Origin of the sequence: Paenibacillus sp. FSL R10-2734 (assembly GCF_037963865.1) — a bacterium.
In the GTDB taxonomy this organism is placed as follows: Bacteria; Bacillota; Bacilli; order Paenibacillales; family Paenibacillaceae; genus Paenibacillus_AQ.
In genome coordinates, this window is the sequence record NZ_CP150170.1 from 4,545,345 (window position 1) to 4,570,908 (window position 25,564).

A 25,564-nucleotide genomic window follows, 5' to 3' on the forward strand; every position below is an offset into this window, starting at 1 on the left:
GTAAGTGCAAATCCAATTGTATCCATGTTGTAACACTTTTGGACTGATTGTAACCTATTTGTTCCTATTTGCTCGAATTTGAAGAATATTCTATTCTATAATTTCATTTGATCTTTCAATGCAGCCACATCAGTAGCAGAAGGATTTTCTTCTCCATATCTCGCTTTTTCATATAATTCAATCAATGAATTCGACGTGTTAACAGAACTTTCATTACCCTTACGTTTCTGCTTATTAAGAGCAGTCCATTTTAAGATATCATCTTCCGTTTCCTTCGGCGTAAGATAACTCTTCACTTCGTAACCATGATCGCGCTTCATAAGGAGCCAACGCCGATACAACCAGCGAACACGTTCCCGCTCACTATTCATCTGTTCCCAGCGGTCTTTTCGATTTTTTGGCGTAAGGCGGGTGCTCCAGAAATTCTTGAGACCTTGAATCGTTTGCTCCCATGTAAATACACTTTTCTCCTCATCAAGATAAGATGTATTGTTCTTGGGTGAATGTTCCCTACGCAGCATGGCGAGAAATGCATCCATCACCCTCTTCCATTTCTCTCCGGCATTTCTATACAACCACCGAAGTGCATAATAGGCTGCAACTCCCAGTAACACAGCTCCAGCAACGTATAAGGCGATATCTAATATAGCAGCTAGTAGACCAGGCTTTTGATCTCCTACAAAAGGTAGTTCCGGACTCGCTGCTGGCTGTTCTAATGGCGGAGGTAGCGGCTCACTGGACCCAGAAAACAGCTTACTAATCCATCCAAAGAACGAACGTACAATATTCCATAGTAGTGTTCCTATTGCTTTTCCGGCCCCAGCCGCTAATACGGCCGCAACAATTCCTATGCCAATAACATAAATACGATTATTCCTTTGTATTTCTTTTGGCAAAGCTTTGCCCTCTTGAGAAAGCGTACTATAGTGTAAATAGCTGCTATTAGAAATAAGTAGTGTCAGCAATAGACACAAACTGCCGCACCAGGTCAGAAGTGTAACACTTGCCTCCAAATCTGGAACTCTACGAAAGACAATGGTCGTAACAAAATAAATCACAATACCCAGCCAATACTTTTTACTTGACTGATCTCGAGAGTCAACAGTCATTCCTAGATACGCGCATATAAAGCCTGCAACACCTAAAGGTAGACTTTCGATAGACAGACTTCCTGATGACAAAATACCTATCACTGCCCCAAGAATTAGTGCAGCCAGCAGCTGCTTCCATCTGACACTACACAGTTGTCGTAGCAGAATACCCACTAGTGATAGTAATGGCATTGCAGTCAACCACATAGGTTCAACTTGTTTGGGTAGTACATAAACCTGAAACAGAATCCATACAGGTAAAACTAATAAAAGTTCTAGGATAGAGAATATCCAGAGTTTGATCGTATTCCATACGTAAAAAGATGACGTAAGTTTCATGCACGCTCTCCCCCCTGTTCCGGAATATCCAACCATTCCACACCATTGCCTTGCAGCAATAGGAGGTCGGCTGCCTCCTGTAACTCTGCTCCTCTATGGCAGCTAATAATCAGAAAGTCTGTATCACTTATGCCGCTCTCGGCCTGCAGGTCCAGTAATCGGCTCATAGGAAGTGTTCTGTCTAGCTTCAGCTTAGCTAACAGCTCTAGCAAGTCTTCCAATTGAGCCATAGGCTCTGCTTCAATAGGATCTCTTTCGCCAGCGTTATCTAGTCTACCGTTACAGATAAACCCTACCTCAATTCCATGATGCATTGCGTATTCAGAGATAGTGGCTGCATAGCGTATCCCTTGCTCGATACGTTCTTCATCCGTTACGGCTCTCCACATGGAATCACTGTCTTCAATATTCAAGCAAATGACAAGCCTGGAATCCGCGGTGTAATCTTTCTTATGCACCTGCATAGTACCTGTCCGCGCTGTGGCCTTCCAGTTTACAAGTCCCATAGAATCTCCAGAGCTATAATCTCGAATACCTGCAGTCAGGAAAGGGTCTTCTACGATCCATCTTTTCACTGGAAGTTCCCCAAGCCAGCTATGTATCGGTAGTGGAAGATCATCTAAGTTCAGCAGATATGGATAGACTAACAACTCTAATTCAAGTGGATAGGTTTTGTTTTTTCGGATCAAACCAAAGGGGTCTCCAGTTGTCATTGTGACCGACTCCAAACGATATATCCCACGTCGCTCGCAGATTACTTGATGACGCCGTTTAATATGACGATAAGATTTCAAATAGAACAAACTGATATGATTCTGATAGATTTCACCAGTGCTGATGCCGAGATTATCCTGACTACCAAATTCCAAACCTCTGGCAATACTAGATTCCAACCGAAGCCATGGTAATGGCAGAAGCTTCGCATTAACGATCTCCTCGATCATCTCAAGGTTATCCCCTTCATAAGCAACCTTAGTTGAAAAATAGCGGGAATAGCTAAGCGCTTTAAGACCATTCCGTTCATAAATAGCGGCAAGAAGAAACAGTAGAGCTACTGTAATGAAGATGAACCAAGGCAAAGCCATAGCTCATTCCACCTTTCCGCCTCTTAAGGGCGTAACGAGTTCAGTGGGCACCTCTACCTCTCGAAGCACTTGCAACACAATATCCGCAGCCTGTCCCTCTCTAGAACCTAATCCACGATGAAGAAGTAGTCGATGTGCAAGCACCGAAACGGCTACGGCTTTAATGTCATCTGGTGTTACATATGATCTACCTTGGATAAGTGCATATCCTTGAGATGATCTGAGCAATGCTCCACTTGCACGTGGACTCGCCCCTAGTTTTACTGCCGCAGATTTGCGAGTATCTTCCGTAATCCGAACGATATAGGCTAGCAAATCATCACTAATACTCACGGAAGCAGCCAAACGCTGCGCAGCTTGTATATCTTGAGCGGCAGCCACAGCAAAAGTCTCTTCATGTGGATTATTCTCACGGAAACGCTGCAAAATATGAATCCCTTCGTCAAATGAAGGATACCCCGTAGTAATCCGCATTAGAAATCTATCTAATTGAGCTTCGGGCAATGGAAAAGTGCCTTGGTTATCAATCGGATTCTGAGTAGCAATAACGAGAAAAGGTGCTTCTAGGCCATGAGTCACACCATCGATCGTGATTTGCCGCTCCTCCATACATTCCAGCAGACTGGATTGTGTTCTGGGTGTTGCACGGTTAATTTCATCAGCCAACAAAATATTCGCAAATACTGGACCTGGTCTAAACTGAAATTCACCTGTCTTTTGATTATAAAAATTAATCCCGCTTAAATCAGAAGGCAGCAAGTCTGGTGTAAATTGAATACGCTTAAATGTACAATCTAAAGACTTTGCAAGGACTTTGGCTAACAAGGTTTTACCTGTACCCGGAACATCCTCCAGTAGAACATGACCATTGGCAAGTAATGCGGTTAATAGCAGGTCTACTCCATCCTCTTTTCCAACGATGACTTTAGCTAGATTGGTTCTAATAGATTTGATGAGTTCAGTAACTTCTTGAAGATTCATGTAAATACACCTTCCGATCTGAGAAATTTATGTATTAAGTGCTTTAATCATAACAGAAAGCGTATTCAATATATAATTCACAAGAAGAGGCCCTCCCCCTCCCCATTAAAAAGACAGCACCTCGATACCCCTGCCTTTTTCATTCAGCCGTCTTGTTCCGATATCTAAAGAAAGCTATGATCGCGTAATAGATCGGGATGCTTTCAACGATTAGCCAAATGATAACAACAGCAAAACTATTGTAGTGTTTATAATACCTACCAATATCTCGTGAATACAGATAAGCTATCGTGATTGACACCATTGTTAGGAGGGGCACGTAGACTTTGCTACCTTTATTATGAAACAAACAGGATACACATATTGAAGCTACATAGATAAGGAAAGCGCTGTGAATAAACATCGAGGACGACCATAATCCAATTAAGAGTGGGTCCGAATTGCCCAGCAGATTATCTTGTTTGGAACTACGAACCATTTCAAGGAAAGGATATTGCAGTTCTTGACCCAAATGTGGACCAAAACTCATCATCGTCAGTGACCAACCAATTAAGACAGTGACTAAGACAAAGATTCCTGTAAATACCAATCTTTTCAGCATCTTCGCCTCAAGTTTCAGATCGGGCACAACAAACAAGAGAACAATCCATTCTCCAAACCATGACATGACTACAATAGAGTCTTTAATGGCAATCTCTGGATCATGATAATGAATAAAGGCTGGTAGCATATTGAAGTCCGCATTCGGAAGGAATAAATTAAATAAAATGATCATTGTTATAATAAAAATGAGAAAAAGTCCATCCGCCATATATGCGATCGTTGTAAAACCTAGACTTGCCGTATACATAATTACCAGCCCAATCACAAACTGAATGATTAGAGGTGGAGTTCCTCTTAAATAATTAGAACCAAAGAACATCACAAAGTTCTCAATATCATAGGATACATAATAAACACACCAGCATAAGAGCATAAGAAGCATGAACTTATGTGGCCACTTACCAATGATATCTTTTCCAAAGATTACCCAAGCTTGATTAGGCCGTAGCATACCGACGTGAAAGGTAAACCACAATAAAATCATACCTAATAAAGACCCAGCTATGATTGCAATCCAGCCTTGATACGATGAACTACCAATAAGAGTCGGTATCAAAAAAATGGTGGTTTGGGAGCTGAAAAAAATAATAAAAAAACGGAACAGCTGCCATTTCGATGTTCGCATAGCTTCTCCCTCTGATTGTCTTTATTTTGCTGTTCCATAATCTACAATGCGAAAATCAGTCTTCACCTTAATGTCAGCTTCATGGGCATAATAATCCTCCCAGCGCTCTTTAAGCTGCTTCCACTGCTTAGGATCGTTCCATTCCAGTAACAACCCGAGTTTCAGAATATCCGCTCCTGCTTCTTGGGAATAACGAATTGCTTCCGTAAGGTTAGAAGTGACTTTATCACTAAGCCTCTCAGTGATAATATGACTGAGCTCCTCTTGATCCCTGTTCTTAGAGTCCCTTAAATAAATAACACTAGCTTTCCCCTTTAATTTCACTGTGAAAACAGGCCCCTTGTCCGTTAGGTTTATCTTCTTTGATGATTTGGTGCTAACAAATACAACACTTGCGGCACTTTGTCCCTCATCCCAATCAACTGAGTAAACTGCCAACTTGAGCCTGCCCGATGCCCAAGCTAAAGCTCTACCCTCCTTAAACTTAAGTGTTCCTTTCATCTTATCCTTCTGAAACAGCATGGCTCCTTGAATTCCTGCCCAATACTGGGATTTACCTTCATTCGAAGTTTCTTCTTTTTTACCAAATGAAAGATTATTTATAGCAAATCCAACACCTGATGCCTCTGCGAACAAGCAATCCTTAATCGTAGTTGAGAACATATACTTTTCTGATCCAAAGTTCTTCAGTACATCCGATGGCAATTGTTCGTAGATAGGTGTTAATGTAATCATCTCTTTTGCACTACCCGGGCTCGCCATAACATAGGTACCAAGAGGAAGGCTTGGTTCTCTTTCAATCCATAATAGGAGTTCGCTAATTCCTTGTTCGGCATAAGCTTTCCCTAAGACAATTACTTTTAATTGAGAAAGACTAAGTTGACGTGTTAAGTCTTTTTGAATTAACAGCATGGCATCCGGTATTGTTTGTGCGGTCTTCGAAACTGTAGAATAAGTATTCCCGTCTCCACCGCCGCTACTTGCAGGCTGCCCTGTGGAGTTGAGACGATTGGGCAAGGGTGCGTTAATCGTAATTTCAACGGTACCTGCTTCTTTGCCTTTATCGATAAACACTCCATATACAAAAGTTAGTTCATCCAGTTCTACCTTCGATGACCTGCAGCCTGTTACATTTAGGAGCAGAATTACAATCACTCCTATCTTCAGAATTCTCATTTCTCTTTCTGTCTCCTTTGATTCCTATCTGTATAGATGCTGCTGCGCTTCGTCATAAAGCTCGAGGGAAAGCGAAATAATGTGTCCTTCCAGTCCTGAAGCACAAATGGCGCTATGGGTTGCAAATATGGAGTGCCTAGCGGCTTGAGATTAGCTAAGTGCCCGTAAATCAAGAAGGCTGTAATATACACACCGAGCAGCCCCATCGTCCCACCCATAATCAGTAAAGGGAAACGAAGTAGTCGAAAAGTCAGACCTAGCTCATAATGAGGAATGATATAGGTGGCAATTCCGGTAATGGAAACAACTATAACCATTGGAGCGGATACGATTCCTGCTTGCACCGCAGCCTGACCAATAACGATACCCCCAATAATAGAAACCGTCTGTCCTACAGGCTTAGGAATTCTAGTCCCAGCTTCTCTAAGCGCTTCAAAGGTAAGCTCCATAATTAAAGCCTCGGTGAGCGCTGAGAACGGGATGTTCTCTCTCGCAGAGGCGATCGTAATTAACAGGTTCGGTGGAATGATCTGAGGATGAAAGGTTGTAATTGCTACGTAAAGAGATGGAAGAATCATCGATATGATGGAGAACAAAAATCGAACGATACGAATCCAGCTAGCTGCATAAAAGCTTTGATAATAATCCTCAGAGGATTGCAGCATTGTGAAAAAGGATGTGGGTGCTACCATAGCAGTAGGCGTGCCATCTTGTAATATTCCGATCCGGCCTTCCATTAAAGATGCAGCTATCGAATCGGGGCGTTCTGTGTATTGAAACACCGGAAATGGTGAATAATTACCTTTTCTCAAATGTTCTGATATATAACTAATGCCTAATATCCCGTCGATATCTATTTCATTCATCTTCTGTTCAATTTCAGCAAGAACCTCTTTTTTGTATAAACCTTCAATGTAGACCACATAAACATCAGTTTTCGTGTATTTACCAATCGAATAATGAACTGTCTTTAAATCTGGATGTTTAATCTTATGTCGAAGCATAGATAGATTCGTTTCAATATCTTCAATGAATGCCTCTTGTGGACCAATAACTACTAGCTCATTTTGTGACTCGGAGACTGATCTTTTTTGATACTGAGTAATTTCAAAATAATAAGTATAAGGAAGATCATCAATACAAAGCACTGCTTTTCCTGCTACGATTAGATCTACAATCTTGTTCTGGTCAAACGCTTTGAGAGAAGGAATAGGAAAAATAGCACCCTGATCCAAACGTTCTAAGAAATTAGGCCAATCTGCCTTTGCATTTGCTTCCGTTTTTAGCGGCACAGCAATACTCTCATGAAGCGTCTTGGAATCAACGATGGATGGTAAATAGATCAAAAGGCAGGAATGGCCATGAAGACGAATGGACTGATAAACCGCATCACTGCATCCCTCCAGTTGTTCTTTAATGGTTTCTAGAATTCCTGACATCTGCTGTTACCTCCAAAAATGTGACTTATTGATCTGGCTTAGTTTGCCATTGGTTTACGAGGTTTATACTAACTACTACATTAAGTTGTAGACAAAGAAAGAACCGGTGCGATTGACCGGCTCTTTCTTGTTTTTTGTATGAGGTTTGTAGTAAACTAATTTTGGATTAACGGTTTCAAGACTTTAAGTGAAGCTTGCAATTGCTCAGAACATTGTTCATACATTTTTTTAGCTTTTTCGTTCTCTGTCGACAAACTGAACATTTCCAAATCAGCCTCACATTTTTTCAGCAAAGCATATAATTGTGGCTTATCTTGCGGTTGTGGAACTTTAAAGTTATCAGCGTACAAATCGACCGTAAGCTCACCGTAAGAATCAACTTGACCTAGGAATACGTTCTCGACGGTTAACCCCATTTTTTCTAAAACTCCATCAAGCCAGCTGCGAGTCAGATTTAATGTATCCAAAGGTTTATCTAATACTTTCCCATCCATAATGACGACTTGTGACTCTTTTTCTGGAGCAACCTTAATTCCAAGATGTTTAGGTGTTAGGGGTTGATTCTCCCTCTTGAGCAGAACATTAATCGCTCCATCAGACTCCATTATCGCAAATTCCACTTCAGATATATTGAATACATCTTTTTTACGTAGCTCTTCTAATAATTCATCTGTTGTTAAACGTTCCTTTTTCATATGATCTTCGAGTATTTTTCCGTCCTTAATAAGTACAGTGGACTTAAAATCAATGAAGTCTCTTGCTTTTTTACTCTTCATCTGAAGATATTCAATCCCTAAAGAACAAGCGACCCATACAGCCAGTGCAATGAGTCCTAGATGCCAATGCTTATCCGTATCCAAAGAAATATAGGCGGCTAAGCTGCCGACGGTTATCCCCGTAATATATTCGAAGAACGAAAGCTGCGATACTTGTCTCTTCCCCAGTAATTTAGTTAATAAGAAAAGCACAACCACAGCAAAGAGCGTTCGTACTACAACCTCCAACCACTCCGGCATCACAATTTTCCTCCTTTTTTTGAATCAACCCTTGTTTATTAACACTCATTATTTGTCAAAAAAGGTTCATTCAATCCGGAATCTCACTACTTATTTATGGAAATTGATTTACAAGAAATGCTTGTATTTTTTTCCTGCATAACAAAAGTGGCAGTTGAGGACAATAGGAAGCGTCATGCTAAAAATTTGAATTTGAGGAGAGAAACCTAATGACAGTAGCCTCACAAGTGAAAACATGCTTATCTTCTTTAAAGGGTGCGCAAGCAAGCCTTGAGCAATTTGCACTAGAGACACAAAACGAAAGTGCAAAAACTCTGTTTACAAATGCAGCTGAGCAGACTCAACAAATCGTAACACAGGTTGAAAATCGGGTAACCGAATTAGAGTCTGAAGAACCTCAATACAAAGGCTTCTAGCTATTACTTGAAAATCAAAGGGGTCTCAAAGCTAGCAATAACTAGCTTTGAGACCCCTTCGTTACAATATAACTACAATATCGCTTACTTTCTTTTCTTGGCAGGGATCAGGATTTGAACCGAAGTGCCAATTCCAACACGACTAAAAATAGTTACGCCATACTCCGGTCCATATTGCAGTTTAATACGCTGATCCACATTACGTACCCCATAACCTGTGTTTGTGTGACCCTTAGAATCAAAGATTTGATCAATACGTTCCTGCCTGATCCCTATACCATCATCAATGATACGGAACAGAATATTATCGCCCTCCATACGGCCAACAATGCGTAGATGAATGTGATCGCCGCACCAAGCATGCTTCAGCACGTTCTCGATAAATGGTTGTAGAATCAGTTTAATCGTCTCATAAGGCCAGATCGCTGTATCAAAATCAAACATAACCTCCAAGCGGTCGCCGTATTTAATTTTCTGAATTTCTAAATATGCGTTTGCTTGCTCAATTTCAGTTGGAACCGGAATCATCGTACGTCCTTCATTAAGCGTTAGGCGATAAAACTTCGCTAATTCCAGTACCATCTTCTGCAGCTTCTCATTTTGACCAAACTTGGCTAATTGAATAATAGACGACAAAGTATTGTACAGGAAATGTGGATTAATTTGCGATTGTAGGATTTCAAGCTCTGCTTCCTTCTTCTGAAGCTGCGTCAAATATACCTCTTTAATCAACATATCGATATTCTCACCCATATCATTCAGCGCGGTTGCTATTTGAGAGAATTCATCCTTACCTCGATATTTAATACGTTTGTGAAGATCACCTTCCCGATAGGCATTAAGCACATATACGAACTTATTAATCCGAATCGAAAAATAACGGGAGATAAATATGCCCACGAAGCTAAAGACTACACAACATATTAGACACATTAAAATAATAAACAGACGTACCTTCATTGCATCCTTTTCAAGGATTGCAATCGGAACAAGCGCGACTAATTGCCATGCTTGGTTAGCAACCATAACCGTTTCTTTAATCGTCAGGTAATTCTTATTTAACTCGGCTTCATTAGTATAGTTCTCCGGTAGTTCACCCGATTGATACATCGTTTTTCCGAACTCGTTTTTTATAATTAGATTACTACCTTTTCCTATCTTCGTATAATTGACACTGTCAAATAGATCTGGAATTCTTACATTAATCCGCAGGAACCCAATCTCCTTTGGCTTAAGAGGTTCGTATGTATCAATTAATCTACGGAGCAACGAGATGCGATTATTCTCTACATCGCTCTCAATCTGCCACCATTTCATAGTTTCAGCGTATTTTTCAGTTGGAAAATCATAATACCACGACTTCCCCTCAATCCGCTTCATGTGGTAAAGATGATAAAAGCTACTATTATCGAGATAGCCCTCAAGCGAATTCGAATAGATCTCAGGGATCGATTCATTCTTTAAGAATAGCGACATTCCAACCTTTATGCCTGTAGATTGAATAGCAACGTCCAGCTTCGGAAGTACCTTTTTAGACATCCGATCGTAATTTTCCCAGCCTTCCTCATAGCTTCGTAGATTCCGATAGAAATCAAAATCACTATATAATTGCGTTGAAATTCGAGTAACTTCGTCCATTTTATAATCAATATTGTCACGAATCTGCAATAACGTTCCTTTAATATTCGTATTGATATGCTCTCGCAATGATTCATTATACATGGAATGAGAGACGAACCCGATCAGGGATATGGGAATAATAATAAAAAACATATAGGTCAGCATTAATTTATACCCAATCGGCACGTACTTATGTCTTCTTCGTTTGTTCATTGAACTTCATTCCCTTCACTTGTCGCGCTTACGATACTCCATAGGTGTCATACCATATGCCTCTTTGAACTGTTTACTGAAGTAAGGGAGATAACGATAGCCTACTTGGCTCGCGATTTCATAGATTTTACACTTCGGATCTTTCAAAAGCTTGCCTGCTTGTTCCATTCGAAGCTGATTGAGTACTTCACTGAACGTTTTCCCTGTCTCCTCTTTGAATAGATAACCTAAATAGTTCGGTGAGAAAGAGAACTGCTGTGCAATATCTTTAAGCGTAAAGTTATCACTCATCCTGTCCTTCATCGTTTGGATGATTTCTCTAATCAATTTATGGTTCACTGAATCTGATTTACTACGCAGGTACTCGGAGATCTCAAACGTTTTGAGTACAAGCCACGAGCGTATATCACTGATCGTATCGAATTGGTGTAGAACATCTAAACTATGTATCTCCATACCTAAAATCTCAAATAAATCCTCACTCACATCTTTCAACTGCTGATCCAGCTTCCAAATGATATACATTGCCAGATTATGAATAGTGAATTTGGATCTTAAACTACTTACAGAGCGGAACAGCTTGTCGATCTCATCATAAATAAGAACTAACTCATATTCTTTCATCGCTTTAAACAGCGTATCCATGCGGGTATCTAGCATACGAGCATCGATCATTCCAGGCTCGCTACTTACGGTTTCATACATAATAAGATTGCCTTTGCCAATAAACATCTTTCCGTCCACAGCTTCCATTGCTTGTCGATAGGAAATGTGGACTTGTTCCATTGCAAACGTTGGTTTACCAACACCCACGGTCATTGTCACTGGGAACTTCGCGCGAATCAAGGCGTAAATATCTTCAAAAAACTTATCCATTTCCTTTTCGTTTACCAATAACGCGATCCGATAGGACGATACCTTGTAGCAATGTGGCATACCATGCTTCTGACCAATTCTATTCACTTCATAAAGAAAGTCCTTGGCCATTTGATGTTTTGAAAGATTATCCTGTCCTTGTAGCCAGTTGAAATAGTCAAGCTCCAAGACGGCTACACGAATAGGCCATTCCAGCTTATCTAGACCGTATGATTTAACAAGCGTCAACATTCCAGCCTGGCTCTCCCCCTCCCATTCCCCTTCAAACAAGCGTATCAACAAATCATTTTTAGCCATAGGAATCATATGCTGATAGGCTTCTTCGACGTCACGACGTTTACGTTCATCGTCCAAATCCTGCCTTACTTTCTGAAGTGCAGCAATGAGTTCATTGTCATCCATTGGCTTAAGGACATAACTATATGCCTTTAGTGACAGCGCTTGCTTAACATAGCTGAAATCTTGGTAACCGCTTACAAAGATCACACGTATATCCTTTTTTTTCTCTATGGCAATTCTGGCCAGCTCTAGACCCGACATATTCGGCATATTCACATCACTAACGATAATATCAATAACACGCTGTTCTAAAATATCGCACGCAGTAAATGCGTTATTCGCTGTCTCCACAACTTCCATACCAAGCTCTTTCCAAGGAATGAATTGTCTCATACCTTCTAGATCCAGCATCTCATCGTCTACTAATAATACGTTGTACATCCACAAGTCCCCCTTTGAAATGCATTAAATCCATTCCTCAAAATTCTACCATTACGCTTTTCCAGTATACCATTCATTAATTTGTCTATCAGCTTATAAACAATGAGTCATATGAATAGAACGTAAAAACGAAGGCTTGCCTAGTAGCAAACCTTCGAATTACTAATTATTATTTTCCTAAAGCTTTTTTGTTCTCAGTCCATACTTTTGTAACATAATCAAGGAATTTCTCATATCCAACCTTCATGGAATCATCATGTGCTTTATCAAGAATGGCTAAAGCTTCAGCATCAGTTTTTGCATACATTGATTTCGCTCTAGCTGTCAGCCAGATATCTCTGACGCTTTGTCTGATAATACCTTCTTCACTGTCTGGAGCCGGATCCCAATTTAGGAACTCCGTAAAGTCACCTTGCGAAGCCCATGTTACTTCCATCTGCCAACGGTTACTAAAGTCAATCTTGTCAGCTGGAAGGGTTTGCAACATCATTTTCTTCGTATTATCCAAGAAAACCGTGTTTCCTACCCATACCAAGTCACCAGCCTTGCCGCTAATTTCAGACAATGCTTCTGGCTCATTTAGATATTTATCTTTATTAAATTTAGGAGTAAGTCCATCTGCTTCAAATCCATCCCAATAAGCGTCTGGTCCTGGAGGACCCCAGTTAAGCACCATCGAACCTTCTGCACCTGTCATCCAGTCAAGCATAGCGAACACAGCTTCAGGATTTTTAGCGTTTTTAGTGATTGTAGCAACGTTCCAGCCTAACTGATTGTACGTTCCTGGAGTAATCTTACTTTGATCCAAGCCCGGTTTGTAGATTGGTTTAATAAACATATAACCATCTTCCGGATTGTTCTTCTTCATCTCTTCGTCAGCAGTAGCGAGCAGCTTCATCGGATCGAAAGTCGCAATAACAGCAAACTTGCCATTCATCGCTTTCTCTCTGATTTGGTCTTCTGTTTGGGTATTCGCATCCTGTGTCATTAGTTTCTCACGCATTAATTTGGCACCAAAAACAACGGACTCACGGAAACCTTCATCTTTGTAAATGGAAGCCATTTTGTCGCCATCAGGAACTGCGTATATTCTAGTATACGAAAGGTTATTCTCTTTAAAAGAGGAGAACAACTGATCAATACCGTTACCATCTTTCGCTAAGCCTGTCTCGAACGGTATAACGTCAGGGAACTTTGCTTTAACTGCATTTAAGTAAGCATACAAATCATCCGTAGTCTCTAGCTTAGGAGAACCGAGTTCTTTGTAAATCTTCTTATTGATAGCATAACCAGCATTTCCGTTAGGTTGTGTTGTATAGTAATTCGGCAGCTGATAGATTTTCCCATCAGGGGAACGAAGCAATTCCAAATGTCCAGCTGTTAAGTACTTTTTAAAGTTTGGATATTTATCAATGTATTCATCCAAAGGAACTAGCATATCCGCTTGACGAAGACGCTCTACGTCAGCACCTTTCTCCGTCCACACAATATCAGGTAGCTCGTTACCAACGATCATCGTTTGCAGCTTTTGAGCGTTATTACCACCAGAGCTAATTCCAGTAACATTGATTTTCAAATTATCTAATATCCATTTGGAGGCAGCATCTTTGCCCCATTTCGGCATTTGATACCAGCCGTAGTTCCCGTAGAAAGATACTTCAAGCGGTTCTTTCCCTAACTCATACAAGTCTGCCGCTGGAGCTTCAGTTGCTGCTGTGTTAACAGCTGTCCCTCCTTCTTTCGCTGGTTCAGCAGTTGCAGCTGGAGCGCTTGAATTGTTGCCGCCGCCACAGCCTGCCACCACAGTCGTCAATAGCAAGGTAGACATCATACCGAGAAGCATCTTTCTATTAGTCTTCAATGTATTTTCCCCTTTCAATTTGTAATCTATGTTCAAAGCAATATGCTCTAAACTCCCTCTAATTCTATCATCCTACTCTTTCAATGATCCGACTAAGACCCCTTTAACGAAGAATCTCTGTAGGAATGGATACACACATACAATCGGAATGGTTGCAACCATGATCGTAGCCATCGTTAATGACTTCGACGTTATTTTCTTGGCAGAGTTAATATGCGCAATGGAACTTGCATCTACATTAGACAGCTGTTCTGAAGCAATATTAGAGAACAATATCTGTCTCAAGATGGTCTGAATCGGCATTAACTCCTCTTTCGTAATGTAAATACTCGCTACGAACCACTCATTCCAATGATTTACTGCTGTGAACAAAGATAACGTTGCGATAACAGGGCCGGACAGTGGAAGTACGATGCGAAGAAAAGTTCCCCAGTAACCGCAGCCATCAATCTTCGCTGACTCCTCCAAGCCTTGTGGAAGACCTTGAAAGAAGGTGCGAAATATGATCATATTCCATACACTAACTAGTGCGGGAATAATAAACACCCAAAATGAGTTGAAGAGACCTAAGCTTCTGATTAGCATGTATGACGGAATGAGTCCCCCTCCGAAATACATTGTAATGATACACATAATCATGTAGTATTTGCGACCCATTAATTCACGCTTCGACATCCCATAAGCAAATATCGAAGTGGCCAATATCGCTGTTACTGTACCAACTACCGTTCGCAATGTAGCAATAACGAATCCACCCATTAAACGAGAATCTTCAAATACGATCTTATAATTCTCAAGCGTGAACTCTCGGACCCAGAAAGTAATTCCACCTTTGGAAGTATCCATTCCCTCATTAAAAGAAATCACAAGTGAATTCCAAAATGGATAAAACGCAGAGAATGCTAGTAAGGTCAAGAACACATATATGAATCCAATAAATATTCGGTCTCCTATGTTAGTACGTTTCATAGTTCAGTCCCCCTATATTGAGTAATTCATTACCACAAGCTGTTTCCTGCTCTTCTGGCAATGAAATTTGCAAAGGTAAGTAATGTCACACTGATAACGGCCTTGAACAATCCGATAGCAGTCGCATAGGAGTACCTGAAGTTATCTATACCGACACGTACAACATATACATCAACTGAATCTGATACCTCTCGTAGAGCCGGATTGGAAGCAAGGATCAAAATATCTTCAAATCCTGCATTCACCAGATTACCGATTGCCAGAATCATAAAGATGATTACAACTGGCATAATGGAAGGCAACGTAATCAAATATATCTGTTTAAAGCGACTTGCACCATCCATCGAAGCAGCTTCGTATAAATGCGGGTCAATACCAGCAATGGCGGCTAAGTAGACGATTGAGGCAAACCCAATTTCCTTCCATACATTGGTTGTAACTAGAATGCCCCAGAAATATTCTGTCATCGAAAGGAAGTTAATCGGTTCATCAATAAATTTCAATTTCTCAAGCAGCATATTTATACTGCCGTTATCTACGGATAGCATCGATGTAACCATTGAGCCGATAACCACCCAAGATAAGAAGTGAGGCAAGTATGTAACTGTCTGAATAACCCGTTTGAAGAACATCTTACGAACTTCATTCAGCATTAACGCTAAAATAATCGGTGCAGGAAATCCAAAACAGAATTTCAGTAAGCTGATTATGATTGTATTTTTCATAACCACTTCAAATTCAGGAGCATTAAAGAAGTAAATAAAGTGCTTTAATCCAACCCAATCACTGCTAATAAAGCTATTACCTAACTTGTAATCTTGAAAAGCTATAAGAATACCGTACATGGGGATATAGGCAAAAATAAAAACTAGAACGAGTGCTGGCAATACCATAAGCTGTAGATCTATTTGCTTAAAAAAGCGTCTTATCCCACTAGTTCTTTGCTTGTCGAGATTCGGTCTTGATGTCTTGTCTGGTGCGACGCTTGCGTTCGCCATATGTAAGTCCTCCTAAACCTAGATTCTTATAATAAAGCAATGTTCATGGCCTTCTCTCTTTTATACAGCCCAAGCTCTCCTACTCTCCCTCCGTTGATTTGCAACTGCAACCTTATGAATTAATCTTAATATCTAAGCGCTTTCAAAGGTATATGACAAAACAACTATTATTGATACTTTGACACTGTCTTGGGTATAGCTTGTTCTACGTCTGCTCCTCTAATGTTTCTTAAGTTCAAATGATCAAGGTACCTTTTGGTGGCCCATGAAAACTCCATATCGATTAACTGGCCCCTCTCCTCGTTATTTGAGGAAAGGGGCCAGTTTTGGTAATCCATAAAACAAAGGCGAATACTCATTCCTAATTGGATGAAATTTCGCCTTTATCTATTTCAGGAGTCACTGCGATGAATAATTGGACTTATGGTCGCTGTTATCCGTATTATTATCTTTTGTTCAGTCTATCTAGCATTTCAAAAAGATTATGATAGTTAGATAATGTTAATGTATCCTCGACCTTTTCACCCGATTTAAAAAATATGATATCACCTGTACCTTGGTTAATCTGATCTTTGGATTCGAGGATTCGTTGCAGATTTTTTGCAGTTCCTATACTTCCCGAGATGAAATTTACATACTCAGGAAAAACACTTCTAAGACTATCCACAAAATAAGGAAAATGCGTGCATCCGAGGACCACTGTGCCGTACTGTCCTAAATCAAAAGAAGATAATTCCCTTTTTAAATAAGGGACTATTGTATTCTTATCAAATTCAAAGCTCTCAGCGAACTGAACAAGTCCCGGAAGAGGCAAGCTATCTACAATTTCCCCTTGATCTATACGGTGCACCAAGTCATTATATTTTTTCTCCTTTAAAGTTAGGCTTGTAGCTAGTACTAGAACCTTCTTTTCCGTTCCCTCCCATTGTTCAATAGCTGGTTTTACCGCCGGCTCGATACCTAGTATAGGAAAGTCATATCGTTCTCGAAGCTCCTCAATCACGATACTGGTGGCTGTATTACAAGCAACAACCAATGCTTTAACATTTTGACTAGCAATAAAATCCACGGCACTAATAATGTACTCTCTAACTTCTTCCTTCTTTTTTTCTCCATAGGGAACATGTCTAGTATCTGCATAAAAGAGATAATCTTCGTTAGGCAGAAACCTCAATGTTTGATGAAGAACCGTTAATCCACCTATACCAGAATCAAAAAATCCTATTCTCATAACTCCACTCTTCTCATGTAATTAATAATAGTAAATATATCTTAACACCACTGGACTTATTTTATAACTATCCATAAATACAAGCTTATGCAACGCGAAAATTAGGAAGGAAATCGTGCCCCTTCAAAGTGAGTAAATTCAGATGATGCAGAAATATTACCTCCGTTTAGAATAGTAATTAACACAGTTACAAAATCACCTGTGTTCAGTGAGGCTATCGTACTAAGAATAATTCCAAAAGATGGTGAGTTTGTGGTATCAATAATGGTTGCATTCTGAGGAGTACCCCCATTAATTAAAATTGTCACACGCACGGAATCTGCAGCAAGATTCTTATTCCCGGAGATTGATGTGGAAAAGTTATAAACACCCCCAACAACTGAAGTGAAACGAGAGTTAAGTGGGTTATATTCTACCGAAATCAAATCGAACTGTTCCGTTTCGAACGTAACTTGTGTGGGAACATTTGCAGGTATTGATTGGCTAGTAACAACTTTAGCTGCACGAAAAGCAGAATGCGGAGCGGTAGGTCCCGTCACTCCGGTGGCTCCAGTCGCTCCGGTCACTCCAGTTGCTCCAGTTGCTCCAGTCGTTCCAGTCGCTCCAGTCGTTCCAGTCGTTCCAGTCGTTCCAGTCGTTCCAGTTGCTCCAGTCGTTCCAGTTGCTCCAGTCGTTCCAGTTGCTCCAGTCGTTCCAGTCACTCCGGTGGCTCCAGTCGCTCCGGTCACTCCAGTTGCTCCAGTTGCTCCAGTCGTTCCAGTCGCTCCAGTCGCTCCAGTCGCTCCAGTCGTTCCAGTCACTCCGGTCGTTCCAGTCGCTCCGGTCACTCCAGTTGCTCCAGTGGCTCCCGTCGTTCCAGTTGCTCCGGTCACTCCAGTTGCTCCAGTCGTTCCAGTTGCTCCAGTCGTTCCAGTTGCTCCGGTCACTCCGTTGGCTCCAGTCGTTCCAGTTGCTCCGGTCACTCCAGTTGCTCCAGTTGCTCCAGTGGCTCCTATTACCTCCACCTCTTCTCCCAACAATTCAGAGGTTACTAACCTATGGGCCGCTACTAATTGTCCAACTGAATTTTTGCCCCATACTGAAATTTCGATGTCTGATTCTGTTTCCGAAGTTATAAATACAAATTCAAAACCATCAAAGTTTGCATAATAATCTTTCGTAATTACTTGATTAGCAGCCACATTAAAAAGATCACTAACATAAAGCGTTCTATTTCCATTTAAATAATAACCCTGGATTTGAAGTGTCGAAGTAGTAATGGCGCTCTTATTGGTGATTTTAACGGTGACCTGCTGTGTAGATCTGACACCGCTGACCAGAGCATTCTCTATTGGACCAGTAGATAAAATGACCATAAGTCTTCTTCCCTCCTCTTAGTAATATTGTGTAGACACAATATAATTACTGTTTATTCCAATTAACTTAGAGAAGTGAGGGCAATAATATGAAGATTTAGACAACCTAAGATAGTTAAAATTTGAAACCTTATATCCTTTTATCCGTAGTAAAATCAAAAGCCAAAGGAGGAATAAAACAATGCTCAAGCGTTTTCTCCAAAAAATATTAGATTCTGGCCAACATTCCAAGCATAAACATCGACACTCCAGTTCAAGTGGACGGAAACCAATTTACAATCGCCGGAGTTCGTCTGATCATGGCTATGGACATAAAAACCAAGGCCACTCTTACTATAAAAATAAACACAGAAGCTCTAGCTAACAAAAAAAGCCGCATTTAGCGGCTCTTTTTTATATAATCATTGATTCAGACAATAGTCTAAATCATGCACAAAGTGTTGTGTATCCGTATATGGTGGATCGATTTGCAGCAGCTTGCGTAGCATTTGCTTGGTCATCGGCGATACACTCAGTTCGTCCTCCCACCCAGCATTTAGTTCAGAATCAAAGGCATGCGAATCATAACCGGAATACAGCATAAAAAGAATAAAATGGCCAACAGCATATAGATCGCTTGGAGCCTCAACAGTTTTGCCTAGTGTGGTCTTATCATCCTGTCTCAATTCTATGCGAGTCGGTTCCCCCAAGCGACAGGCCAAGCCGAAATCAATGAGGTGTATTTGATCCGCATCTAATATGACGTTCGGTATTCGGATATCGAGATGAGCAAATCCTTGTTCATGAACATAACTTAAAATCTCCATCAATCTGCGCACGAAACAAAGGGCCTCTTTTTCAGAAAACACTGCCCCCCGCTCGAAGATCAAATCTTCCACCGTTTGTCCTTTCACGAACTCAGTTACCATATACAATTGCTCTTTATATTCGAACGATGCCAAGCATCTCTGAATCGAAGGATGTTGCAGCCGCCCCAGAACCTCAATCTCCCGATACAACAAATCTCGACTGAGCTTTCCCTTACTTGGCTTAGCTTGCTTCAGCACCACCTCTTGACCGGTATCTACGTCTAAGCATAAATAAGTCAATCCGTAGCTGCCAATGCCAAGGAAGCGTAGTATTCGGTATTTGTTAGTGATGAGGGTGCCCTCTCTTTTAGGATAGTCTATCCATGCTTCGTAAAACCCTTTCAAATACTCGAGTAGACCCATGCTGCCTCCCTAAAAGCTATTTTATTTTGAATCATTTAGTGTTTGCAATAAACTGCCTATTGAGGAAATTAAATTTCTAACTCCTTAACATACACCGCAGTTCCAGAAATAAATACATCCATCTTATCAGAATCCAAGCGAGATACTTCTACGTTCACTTTTCCATCTCTTCCTATTTCTTGTCCTTGCTCTACATCAAATTGGATCGAGCCCAAATGCGGATCAATATATTTTAAGTAATAAGCTCCCATAACCCCCGATGCTGTACCCGTTACTGGATCTTCAACAGTTCCCGAAAAAGGCGATGAGAAATGTCTAGCGTGCATGAGCGCATTTGGATCAAAAGATTGGAGAACGAATGGATGTACCGATGCATTTGGAAGCTCTTTTAAAATCTCTGGAAACAACGAGCTTATCGGTTTCATTCTACTAAAGCTATCTATACTCTTAATTGGGACTAATAGAGTCCACACACCTGTACAGCCATAAACAATAGGCATATCCTCTTCTAACTCTTCAACTGTTAAACCTATGGCGTGCGCAAGCTTGGCTCTATCACCGTTAAATTCAATAAACTTCGGATGATCTTGCTTCATTTTTATTAGTAAATGATTATTGTTATCCATACTAAATTGTATGGGTAGCACACCCACGTTAGTTTCGATCTTTACCGAGCTAACCTCTCCAAGAATCCCCGTTGTTTTTAATGCATACAATGACGCCATTGTCGCATGTCCACAAAGATTGATCTCATGGCCTGGAGTAAAATACTTAAGTCTCAAATCAGCTACATCTGATTGGACTACAAAAACTGTTTCGTTGAAGCCAACCTTGTGTGCTATTGATTGCATTTCACTATCGCTTAAATGATTTGCATTTAACACTACTCCGGCTGGATTCCCTTTATTGGGATATGGAGAAAAAGCATCATAATGAAGCACTTTGACATTGTTCACTGGTAACTCTCCTATGAAAATCTCTATCTCACTTAAATAATTTTCGAGGTTTGAAATAGCATTACATATAAAAAACCGGTCTTTATTTAACTCATGAAATTGTTTAATTACATTAGGTTGCTTCTCGAAGAATTCTTTATGAAGAGCTTCACAATCAATTTCAGGATGAGTATCATGAAGTTTCTTGAGTTCAAATACAAGGACATCTTTTTTACGCTGGATGATTTCACAGACTACTTCTTTTGAATACATACCATGAGCTAATAAGATTCTCAATGCCGCTAAGTCGATTGATTTTTCCTGTGAAATCTTAATTAATTCTGCTTGTATCTGTAGGACTTGTACCGTATTCCAATGATTAATTAACACTTCAAAAATCCAATATACCCATTCTTCATCATCGCTGTGTTCAATTAGTACATTTTTAACATATGGAATCATCGGATCCCCTATTTCAAGTAAAAAAACACCTATTTGCCCCGCGCCTGGCCAATTCGTATCTTGTATCCATTGAAGTAACCCCGGCAATATGCTTTTCACACGTGGATATCCCAACCGCACGACTGTTTCAGCCGCTCCATCCCAATAGTCTTTTGAAATAGGCTGCAATAATAAATGAAGATCTTCGTCCATAATATATTGCAGCTTATCAATAGCATCTTCCTTTTCCTCTTCAGGTGTGTCCCAGGATAACTTTTTGATTAAACTTGATACATCCTCCATAACATCCACCTTCACATCATCATTTCGTCATCATTGCGAGCTTCATAGATAGCCTAATAGGTAACGCTGCATTGCCCATCTGGTTCAAATCCCCCACCATAAATAAATCTTTAGTCGGATAATAAAAAGCAAAGGACCCTGTTGATCCGGAGTGCCCCATTAACTCACCTTTGCCCATAAAAAGCGTGATCAACCCATCCAAAGGAATCCTCATGTAACCACTGCCATAATAGATAGGTCCCATTGATGATTGAAGCTTATTAGATGCCCGTAGTTTTTCAAATAACGCTTTATCAAACAGCTTGCCTTCAAAGAAGGCCTTCATAAATATCATTAATTCACGAGCTGTGGTGATACAGCCTCCACTGGCACGACTACTCCTAATCACTTTGGGTCGATAAATAGATTTATCCTTATAATAGATATTCGGTATAAAATCTTTTTCATTTTCTGGGAGATATGTACTCTTGAGTGCTATTGGTTCAAATATATATTTCTTATATGCTTCAGCTAATGTTGTATTTGTTGCTTGCTCAATGATTTCACCTAGCATATCAAAGTTTATATCAGCATAGTATGCTTTTCGCTTAGTTCGAGGTGCATAGTGTGGCTTCAGCTTCTTTACCAGCGCCACCTGCTCACTGAAGGTTGTGTAATAATCTTCCTCAATGGCACGATTCTTAGCATTATCCTTGCCTTCCTCAAACACATCCGGTAACCCACTGATCTGAAACAGCAAATCGGATAGGGTCAGATCAAAGGAATATTCTTTACCCTCATAAACATGAATACCACTTAACACCGCATTATCAAAATACTTTGAAAGCCTATCTTCCAAGGAAAGTTTGCCCATCTCTAGTAAAGCTAAAATACAAGTGGTAGTGAATAGCTTGGTAATGCTGGCCATAAGCATAGGGGAGTCGATATTTTTACCGCCATATCCCTTACTGTAAGAGAAGTCGCCATCTGTGTTCTCGACAAATAGGACTCCTTCATGAATTTGTTTAGAATGGGTAGCTTTATTAAAGATTTTTTCAATCGTTCGCATTCTATCGGTTGTCATAGACATAGGTTATCCTTTCATCCGCTCACAGTTTACAAGCCTAGTAAAATATACTCCTTAGGTCATAACAGATAACTCTACAGCACCGTTTTATTTCGTTTCATTATCCATATTATTAAAAATACAATAACAAAAGACCCTAGTACAAAAATCCAAACCGTTGTACTATCCAATTGAGCTTTGGGATAATGACCTTTATTATCGGCTTTAACAAAAGTATCCTCGTGGGTCTTAATAGCTATGCTTTTCTTAGGATCAGTATTCTTAATCGAATAATATGGCGTGCCTTTAGGGTAAGCATTGGAGAAATTCCCCTTGTACGTTCCTTCATGGTCTGAATATCGTGTTACCTGTCCTATCTTCTTATCGATTTCTTCCGAAGGGACGAGTTCGTCGACTGATATTTCATATATCTGCAAGATTCGATTGCTTTATACAGTTCATTGAACGTTTCGTCTTATTTTCAGCACCAGTATACATTCCCTTCCACTAATCCCATTTCCTTTATATAAAAAAGCCTCTACTTCAGAGATTTCTTCTCTTAGGCAGGGGCTTAGCTGCTGTTATGATGTTGAGCTTATTATATTGAGCTTTTTCCATTTACGAATCTTAGCACGAAAGGTCTTGAATGGTGCAACTGAATTGATATGAATCCATTTGACCATAGGCCATCTCGGATTATTTCCTGTCCATTTCCGGACACCTTGCGTAAAAAGTTCTTCATCAGATAAAGAATCAATCCAGTGCTGCCACTCCTGTACTGTTTCTTTAAATAAGGATCTTAATTCGTCTAATGAGTACGCAGCATATGTATGATAAAACGATTGATATAATCCGCCAAGTTGATTCCATTTATAGTCCGTTGAAGGTGTAATGACGGTTCCCCCTGCTTTTTCATCCCTATCCCATTTCATCACAAGGCTCAACCAACCCAATTGATAGGCAAGAATTTCTGCTGGAGTACGATCGCACCCTTCAATACGAATGTCTTTTTGAGAATCGTCAATGCCATCAAATTCTTGATCAAGCAATAGATAAGCAGTATGTATAGCATTTTTCAACACTGCCTTAGAGGAATAGTCGTGTGTTGACATCGTAACTCTCCTTTATGAAACTGTGTTAACCCCAGAACATCCCTCTACTATCGTTATCAACGATTTCCAACTGTTTTTCAAAATCATCTTGGGGGGCAAAATCATCTACAAAATGCCATTTCCGCTTACTATCTTGCCAATATATTTTCCATTTGCTTTCTTCATATCGAAATTGTGCAACGGGCATCTCTGTCCATCCATCACCAATATATGCTGGTTGTTCCTCATTTAAAGTTACGCTATTTCCTCTGAACTTATAGCTAAGTCTGATTTGATTTCTAACCTGCTTTGGAACCTTCGCTTCAATGTAAATCGACAAGATCTTTTCAATTCTCTTTTTAGTGAATGAATCCAGCATATAGACTCCTCATCAGTTATATTTGTACAACGTAATATTCTCACCAATAATAATAAACCTACTGTTACTACCATGCCCGATCTCGTTAGTCTTCACGATAGGAATTCGGCTGATATCCTTCACATACTCTTCTACGATTGAAAATTCATTATAGCTCTCAAGCTCAGTAAACGACCCTAGAATTAATCCAGCACATTTATCAAAATATTTAACTTGCTGCAGTTGAGCAAATAGGGAGACGATTTTGTTCGCTCTACCACTTAAACTCTCTAAGAATAGAATCTTGTTCGAAGGGTCTGGAAAATAACTTGTCCCTGCCAGCTTCATCAAGCATCGAATGTTCCCTCCAATTACAATCCCACTCATATGGTTCCCACGGATCCAATGATATTGGAAATCGTAAAGATCATTTTGCCCCTCAAAGAATGTTCGATAAAAAGCCTCTTGCTGCTCCGACCCATCCGAAGAAACGAGATTCATCAACTGATAATGATAGGATTTCGAATTACTTTGCGTATATAGAGCATTCAAAATAACCGACAAGTCACTCATTCCAAAAAAAGGCTTCGGATGCAATCGAATATTATCGTAATCAATATACTCCAAGATCTGGTTCGCAGAATCCCCACCTGAAATATCAAAAATTGCACGAATTTCATCATTTTTAAATAGACGATTCAGCTCCGTTGCTCTATCCTTAGGATTCCCACTGAAATAACTATCTCTTCTATACAAAGTATTTGCAACCACTACTTCAAGTCCAAATGCATTCAGAATTCTAATTAATTCTTCTACTTTAGGCAGGTTCTCTACTCTCACACCATCGGAACAAGCAATCATTCCTACTTTATTCCCGGCAGAGAGTTTTAAAGCTTTACTCATCTTAGTGAATCCTTTCTTTTCTAATATAATCGATTCTCATAGCTGTCCTTTAATCCCTTTGATACATCCTCTTGAGAAACCCCTAGCTCTTTCGCATGTTCTGCAATGATTACTGAGGGTTTAGGTAGCTCTTCTTTCAACGGCCAATACGTATCATCCCATAGATGTGATCTCTTAAAAGCTTTTGCACAGTGCATATAACACTCTTCAGTTTCAACAGCAATACCTACCTTCGGTATTTTGCCGTGAGCCTCCATATGCCCCATTACTTCTTGATCTTTGATTATCCTTGCATGTCCATTTATTCTTAAGGTTTCTTCGAGTCCGGGTATTATAAATATCAATCCCACTTTTGGGTTGGAGATGATGTTAAGCAAAGAATCAAAACGTCGATTACCAGGACGTTCAGGGATTACTAAATGTTTGTCGTCTAACACATATACAAAACCTGCAGCATCCCCACGTGGAGATACATCACAATAGCCAGATGAGTCACTTGTTGCTAAAAAGAGTAACGGTGACTTGGATATATAATCTCGGCAATGGTGATCGATAAAGGTTATACTCTTGTTGTTTACTAATTCACTGGGATATCCATACATTAACCTTAATTCTTCTTCGGAATCAATAACTTCTTTGAAGATGTTATGGTGCATATTTCTC

General features: G+C 40.1%; 22 protein-coding genes and 1 pseudogene. 1 reads left to right on the forward strand and 22 read right to left on the reverse strand.

The genetic code is table 11. From position 1 onward, the window contains the following. Nucleotides 1-95 precede the first annotated feature (95 nt). The 7 genes from NSS67_RS19710 to NSS67_RS19740 form a co-directional block, all read right to left on the reverse strand. Nucleotides 96-1,430, reverse strand: a complete 1,335-nt coding sequence (locus NSS67_RS19710; protein WP_339315285.1) for a hypothetical protein — start codon at nucleotides 1,428-1,430, stop codon at nucleotides 96-98. Continuing rightward, nucleotides 1,427-2,515 (reverse strand): DUF58 domain-containing protein, encoded by a 1,089-nt coding sequence (locus tag NSS67_RS19715; RefSeq protein ID WP_339315286.1) that lies wholly within the window; start codon nucleotides 2,513-2,515, stop codon nucleotides 1,427-1,429. Before NSS67_RS19715 ends, NSS67_RS19710 begins: the two co-directional genes overlap by 4 nt. Nucleotides 2,516-2,518: 3 nt before the next feature. Next, nucleotides 2,519-3,496: a MoxR family ATPase gene (locus NSS67_RS19720; protein WP_339315287.1), complete on the reverse strand. Its 978-nt coding sequence runs from the start codon at nucleotides 3,494-3,496 to the stop codon at nucleotides 2,519-2,521. 139 nt (nucleotides 3,497-3,635) lie between these two features. After that, nucleotides 3,636-4,724, reverse strand: a complete 1,089-nt coding sequence (locus NSS67_RS19725; protein WP_339315288.1) for a GerAB/ArcD/ProY family transporter — start codon at nucleotides 4,722-4,724, stop codon at nucleotides 3,636-3,638. A gap of 21 nt (nucleotides 4,725-4,745) precedes the next feature. Next, entirely contained in the window at nucleotides 4,746-5,900 is a 1,155-nt protein-coding gene (locus NSS67_RS19730; RefSeq protein WP_339315289.1) for a Ger(x)C family spore germination protein, read from the reverse strand. Further along, the gene (locus NSS67_RS19735; protein WP_339315290.1) at nucleotides 5,897-7,339 is read right to left on the reverse strand and encodes a spore germination protein; all 1,443 of its coding nucleotides are present in this window, start codon (nucleotides 7,337-7,339) and stop codon (nucleotides 5,897-5,899) included. Before NSS67_RS19735 ends, NSS67_RS19730 begins: the two co-directional genes overlap by 4 nt. Nucleotides 7,340-7,494: 155 nt before the next feature. Further along, on the reverse strand, nucleotides 7,495-8,355 hold the full coding sequence (locus NSS67_RS19740; protein WP_339315291.1) for a DUF421 domain-containing protein: 861 nt from the start codon (nucleotides 8,353-8,355) through the stop codon (nucleotides 7,495-7,497). 209 nt (nucleotides 8,356-8,564) lie between these two features. On the opposite strand from NSS67_RS19740, the gene NSS67_RS19745 reads away from it, so the two are divergent. Beyond that, complete coding sequence (locus NSS67_RS19745; RefSeq protein ID WP_036678243.1) at nucleotides 8,565-8,771, forward strand: DUF1657 domain-containing protein; 207 nt, start codon at nucleotides 8,565-8,567, stop codon at nucleotides 8,769-8,771. A gap of 84 nt (nucleotides 8,772-8,855) precedes the next feature. Here the strand turns inward: NSS67_RS19745 and NSS67_RS19750 are convergent, their stop codons facing one another. From NSS67_RS19750 to NSS67_RS19820, 15 genes and pseudogenes are all read right to left on the reverse strand, one after another. Next, entirely contained in the window at nucleotides 8,856-10,604 is a 1,749-nt protein-coding gene (locus NSS67_RS19750) for a sensor histidine kinase (RefSeq protein WP_339315292.1), read from the reverse strand. Nucleotides 10,605-10,619: 15 nt separating this feature from the next. After that, nucleotides 10,620-12,200, reverse strand: a complete 1,581-nt coding sequence (locus tag NSS67_RS19755) for a response regulator (RefSeq protein WP_339315293.1) — start codon at nucleotides 12,198-12,200, stop codon at nucleotides 10,620-10,622. 169 nt (nucleotides 12,201-12,369) lie between these two features. Further along, nucleotides 12,370-14,043, reverse strand: coding sequence for an extracellular solute-binding protein (locus NSS67_RS19760; RefSeq protein WP_339320640.1), 1,674 nt, complete (start codon nucleotides 14,041-14,043; stop codon nucleotides 12,370-12,372). 90 nt (nucleotides 14,044-14,133) lie between these two features. Beyond that, entirely contained in the window at nucleotides 14,134-15,030 is an 897-nt protein-coding gene (locus NSS67_RS19765; RefSeq protein ID WP_339315294.1) for a carbohydrate ABC transporter permease, read from the reverse strand. Between the two features lie 29 nt (nucleotides 15,031-15,059). Then, the gene (locus NSS67_RS19770) at nucleotides 15,060-16,028 is read right to left on the reverse strand and encodes an ABC transporter permease subunit (RefSeq protein WP_339315295.1); all 969 of its coding nucleotides are present in this window, start codon (nucleotides 16,026-16,028) and stop codon (nucleotides 15,060-15,062) included. A gap of 445 nt (nucleotides 16,029-16,473) precedes the next feature. After that, nucleotides 16,474-17,259: a glutamate racemase gene (gene murI, locus NSS67_RS19775; protein WP_339315296.1), complete on the reverse strand. Its 786-nt coding sequence runs from the start codon at nucleotides 17,257-17,259 to the stop codon at nucleotides 16,474-16,476. Nucleotides 17,260-17,360: 101 nt separating this feature from the next. Further along, nucleotides 17,361-18,614 (reverse strand): YVTN family beta-propeller repeat-containing protein, encoded by a 1,254-nt coding sequence (locus NSS67_RS19780; RefSeq protein WP_339315297.1) that lies wholly within the window; start codon nucleotides 18,612-18,614, stop codon nucleotides 17,361-17,363. A gap of 401 nt (nucleotides 18,615-19,015) precedes the next feature. Continuing rightward, nucleotides 19,016-19,825 (reverse strand): protein kinase, encoded by an 810-nt coding sequence (locus NSS67_RS19785; RefSeq protein ID WP_339315298.1) that lies wholly within the window; start codon nucleotides 19,823-19,825, stop codon nucleotides 19,016-19,018. Between the two features lie 68 nt (nucleotides 19,826-19,893). Beyond that, nucleotides 19,894-20,781 carry a PhzF family phenazine biosynthesis isomerase gene (locus NSS67_RS19790; RefSeq protein ID WP_339320641.1) on the reverse strand — a complete coding sequence of 296 codons (888 nt, stop codon included), beginning with the start codon at nucleotides 20,779-20,781 and terminating at the stop codon, nucleotides 19,894-19,896. Nucleotides 20,782-21,084: 303 nt separating this feature from the next. Next, nucleotides 21,085-21,504: pseudogene (locus NSS67_RS19795) on the reverse strand (DUF5071 domain-containing protein); the annotation flags it as partial. 19 nt (nucleotides 21,505-21,523) lie between these two features. After that, nucleotides 21,524-22,567: a serine hydrolase domain-containing protein gene (locus NSS67_RS19800; protein ID WP_339315299.1), complete on the reverse strand. Its 1,044-nt coding sequence runs from the start codon at nucleotides 22,565-22,567 to the stop codon at nucleotides 21,524-21,526. Between the two features lie 563 nt (nucleotides 22,568-23,130). Beyond that, a complete protein-coding gene (locus tag NSS67_RS19805) occupies nucleotides 23,131-23,661 on the reverse strand; it encodes a ClbS/DfsB family four-helix bundle protein (protein ID WP_339315300.1) in 531 nt (176 codons plus the stop codon). Nucleotides 23,662-23,686: 25 nt separating this feature from the next. After that, the gene (locus NSS67_RS19810; RefSeq protein ID WP_339315301.1) at nucleotides 23,687-24,019 is read right to left on the reverse strand and encodes a DUF3024 domain-containing protein; all 333 of its coding nucleotides are present in this window, start codon (nucleotides 24,017-24,019) and stop codon (nucleotides 23,687-23,689) included. A gap of 12 nt (nucleotides 24,020-24,031) precedes the next feature. Beyond that, nucleotides 24,032-24,901, reverse strand: a complete 870-nt coding sequence (locus NSS67_RS19815; protein WP_339315302.1) for an LD-carboxypeptidase — start codon at nucleotides 24,899-24,901, stop codon at nucleotides 24,032-24,034. A 20-nt stretch (nucleotides 24,902-24,921) separates the two neighbouring features. Further along, complete coding sequence (locus tag NSS67_RS19820) at nucleotides 24,922-25,557, reverse strand: pyridoxamine 5'-phosphate oxidase family protein (RefSeq protein ID WP_339315303.1); 636 nt, start codon at nucleotides 25,555-25,557, stop codon at nucleotides 24,922-24,924. Nucleotides 25,558-25,564: the final 7 nt, after the last annotated feature.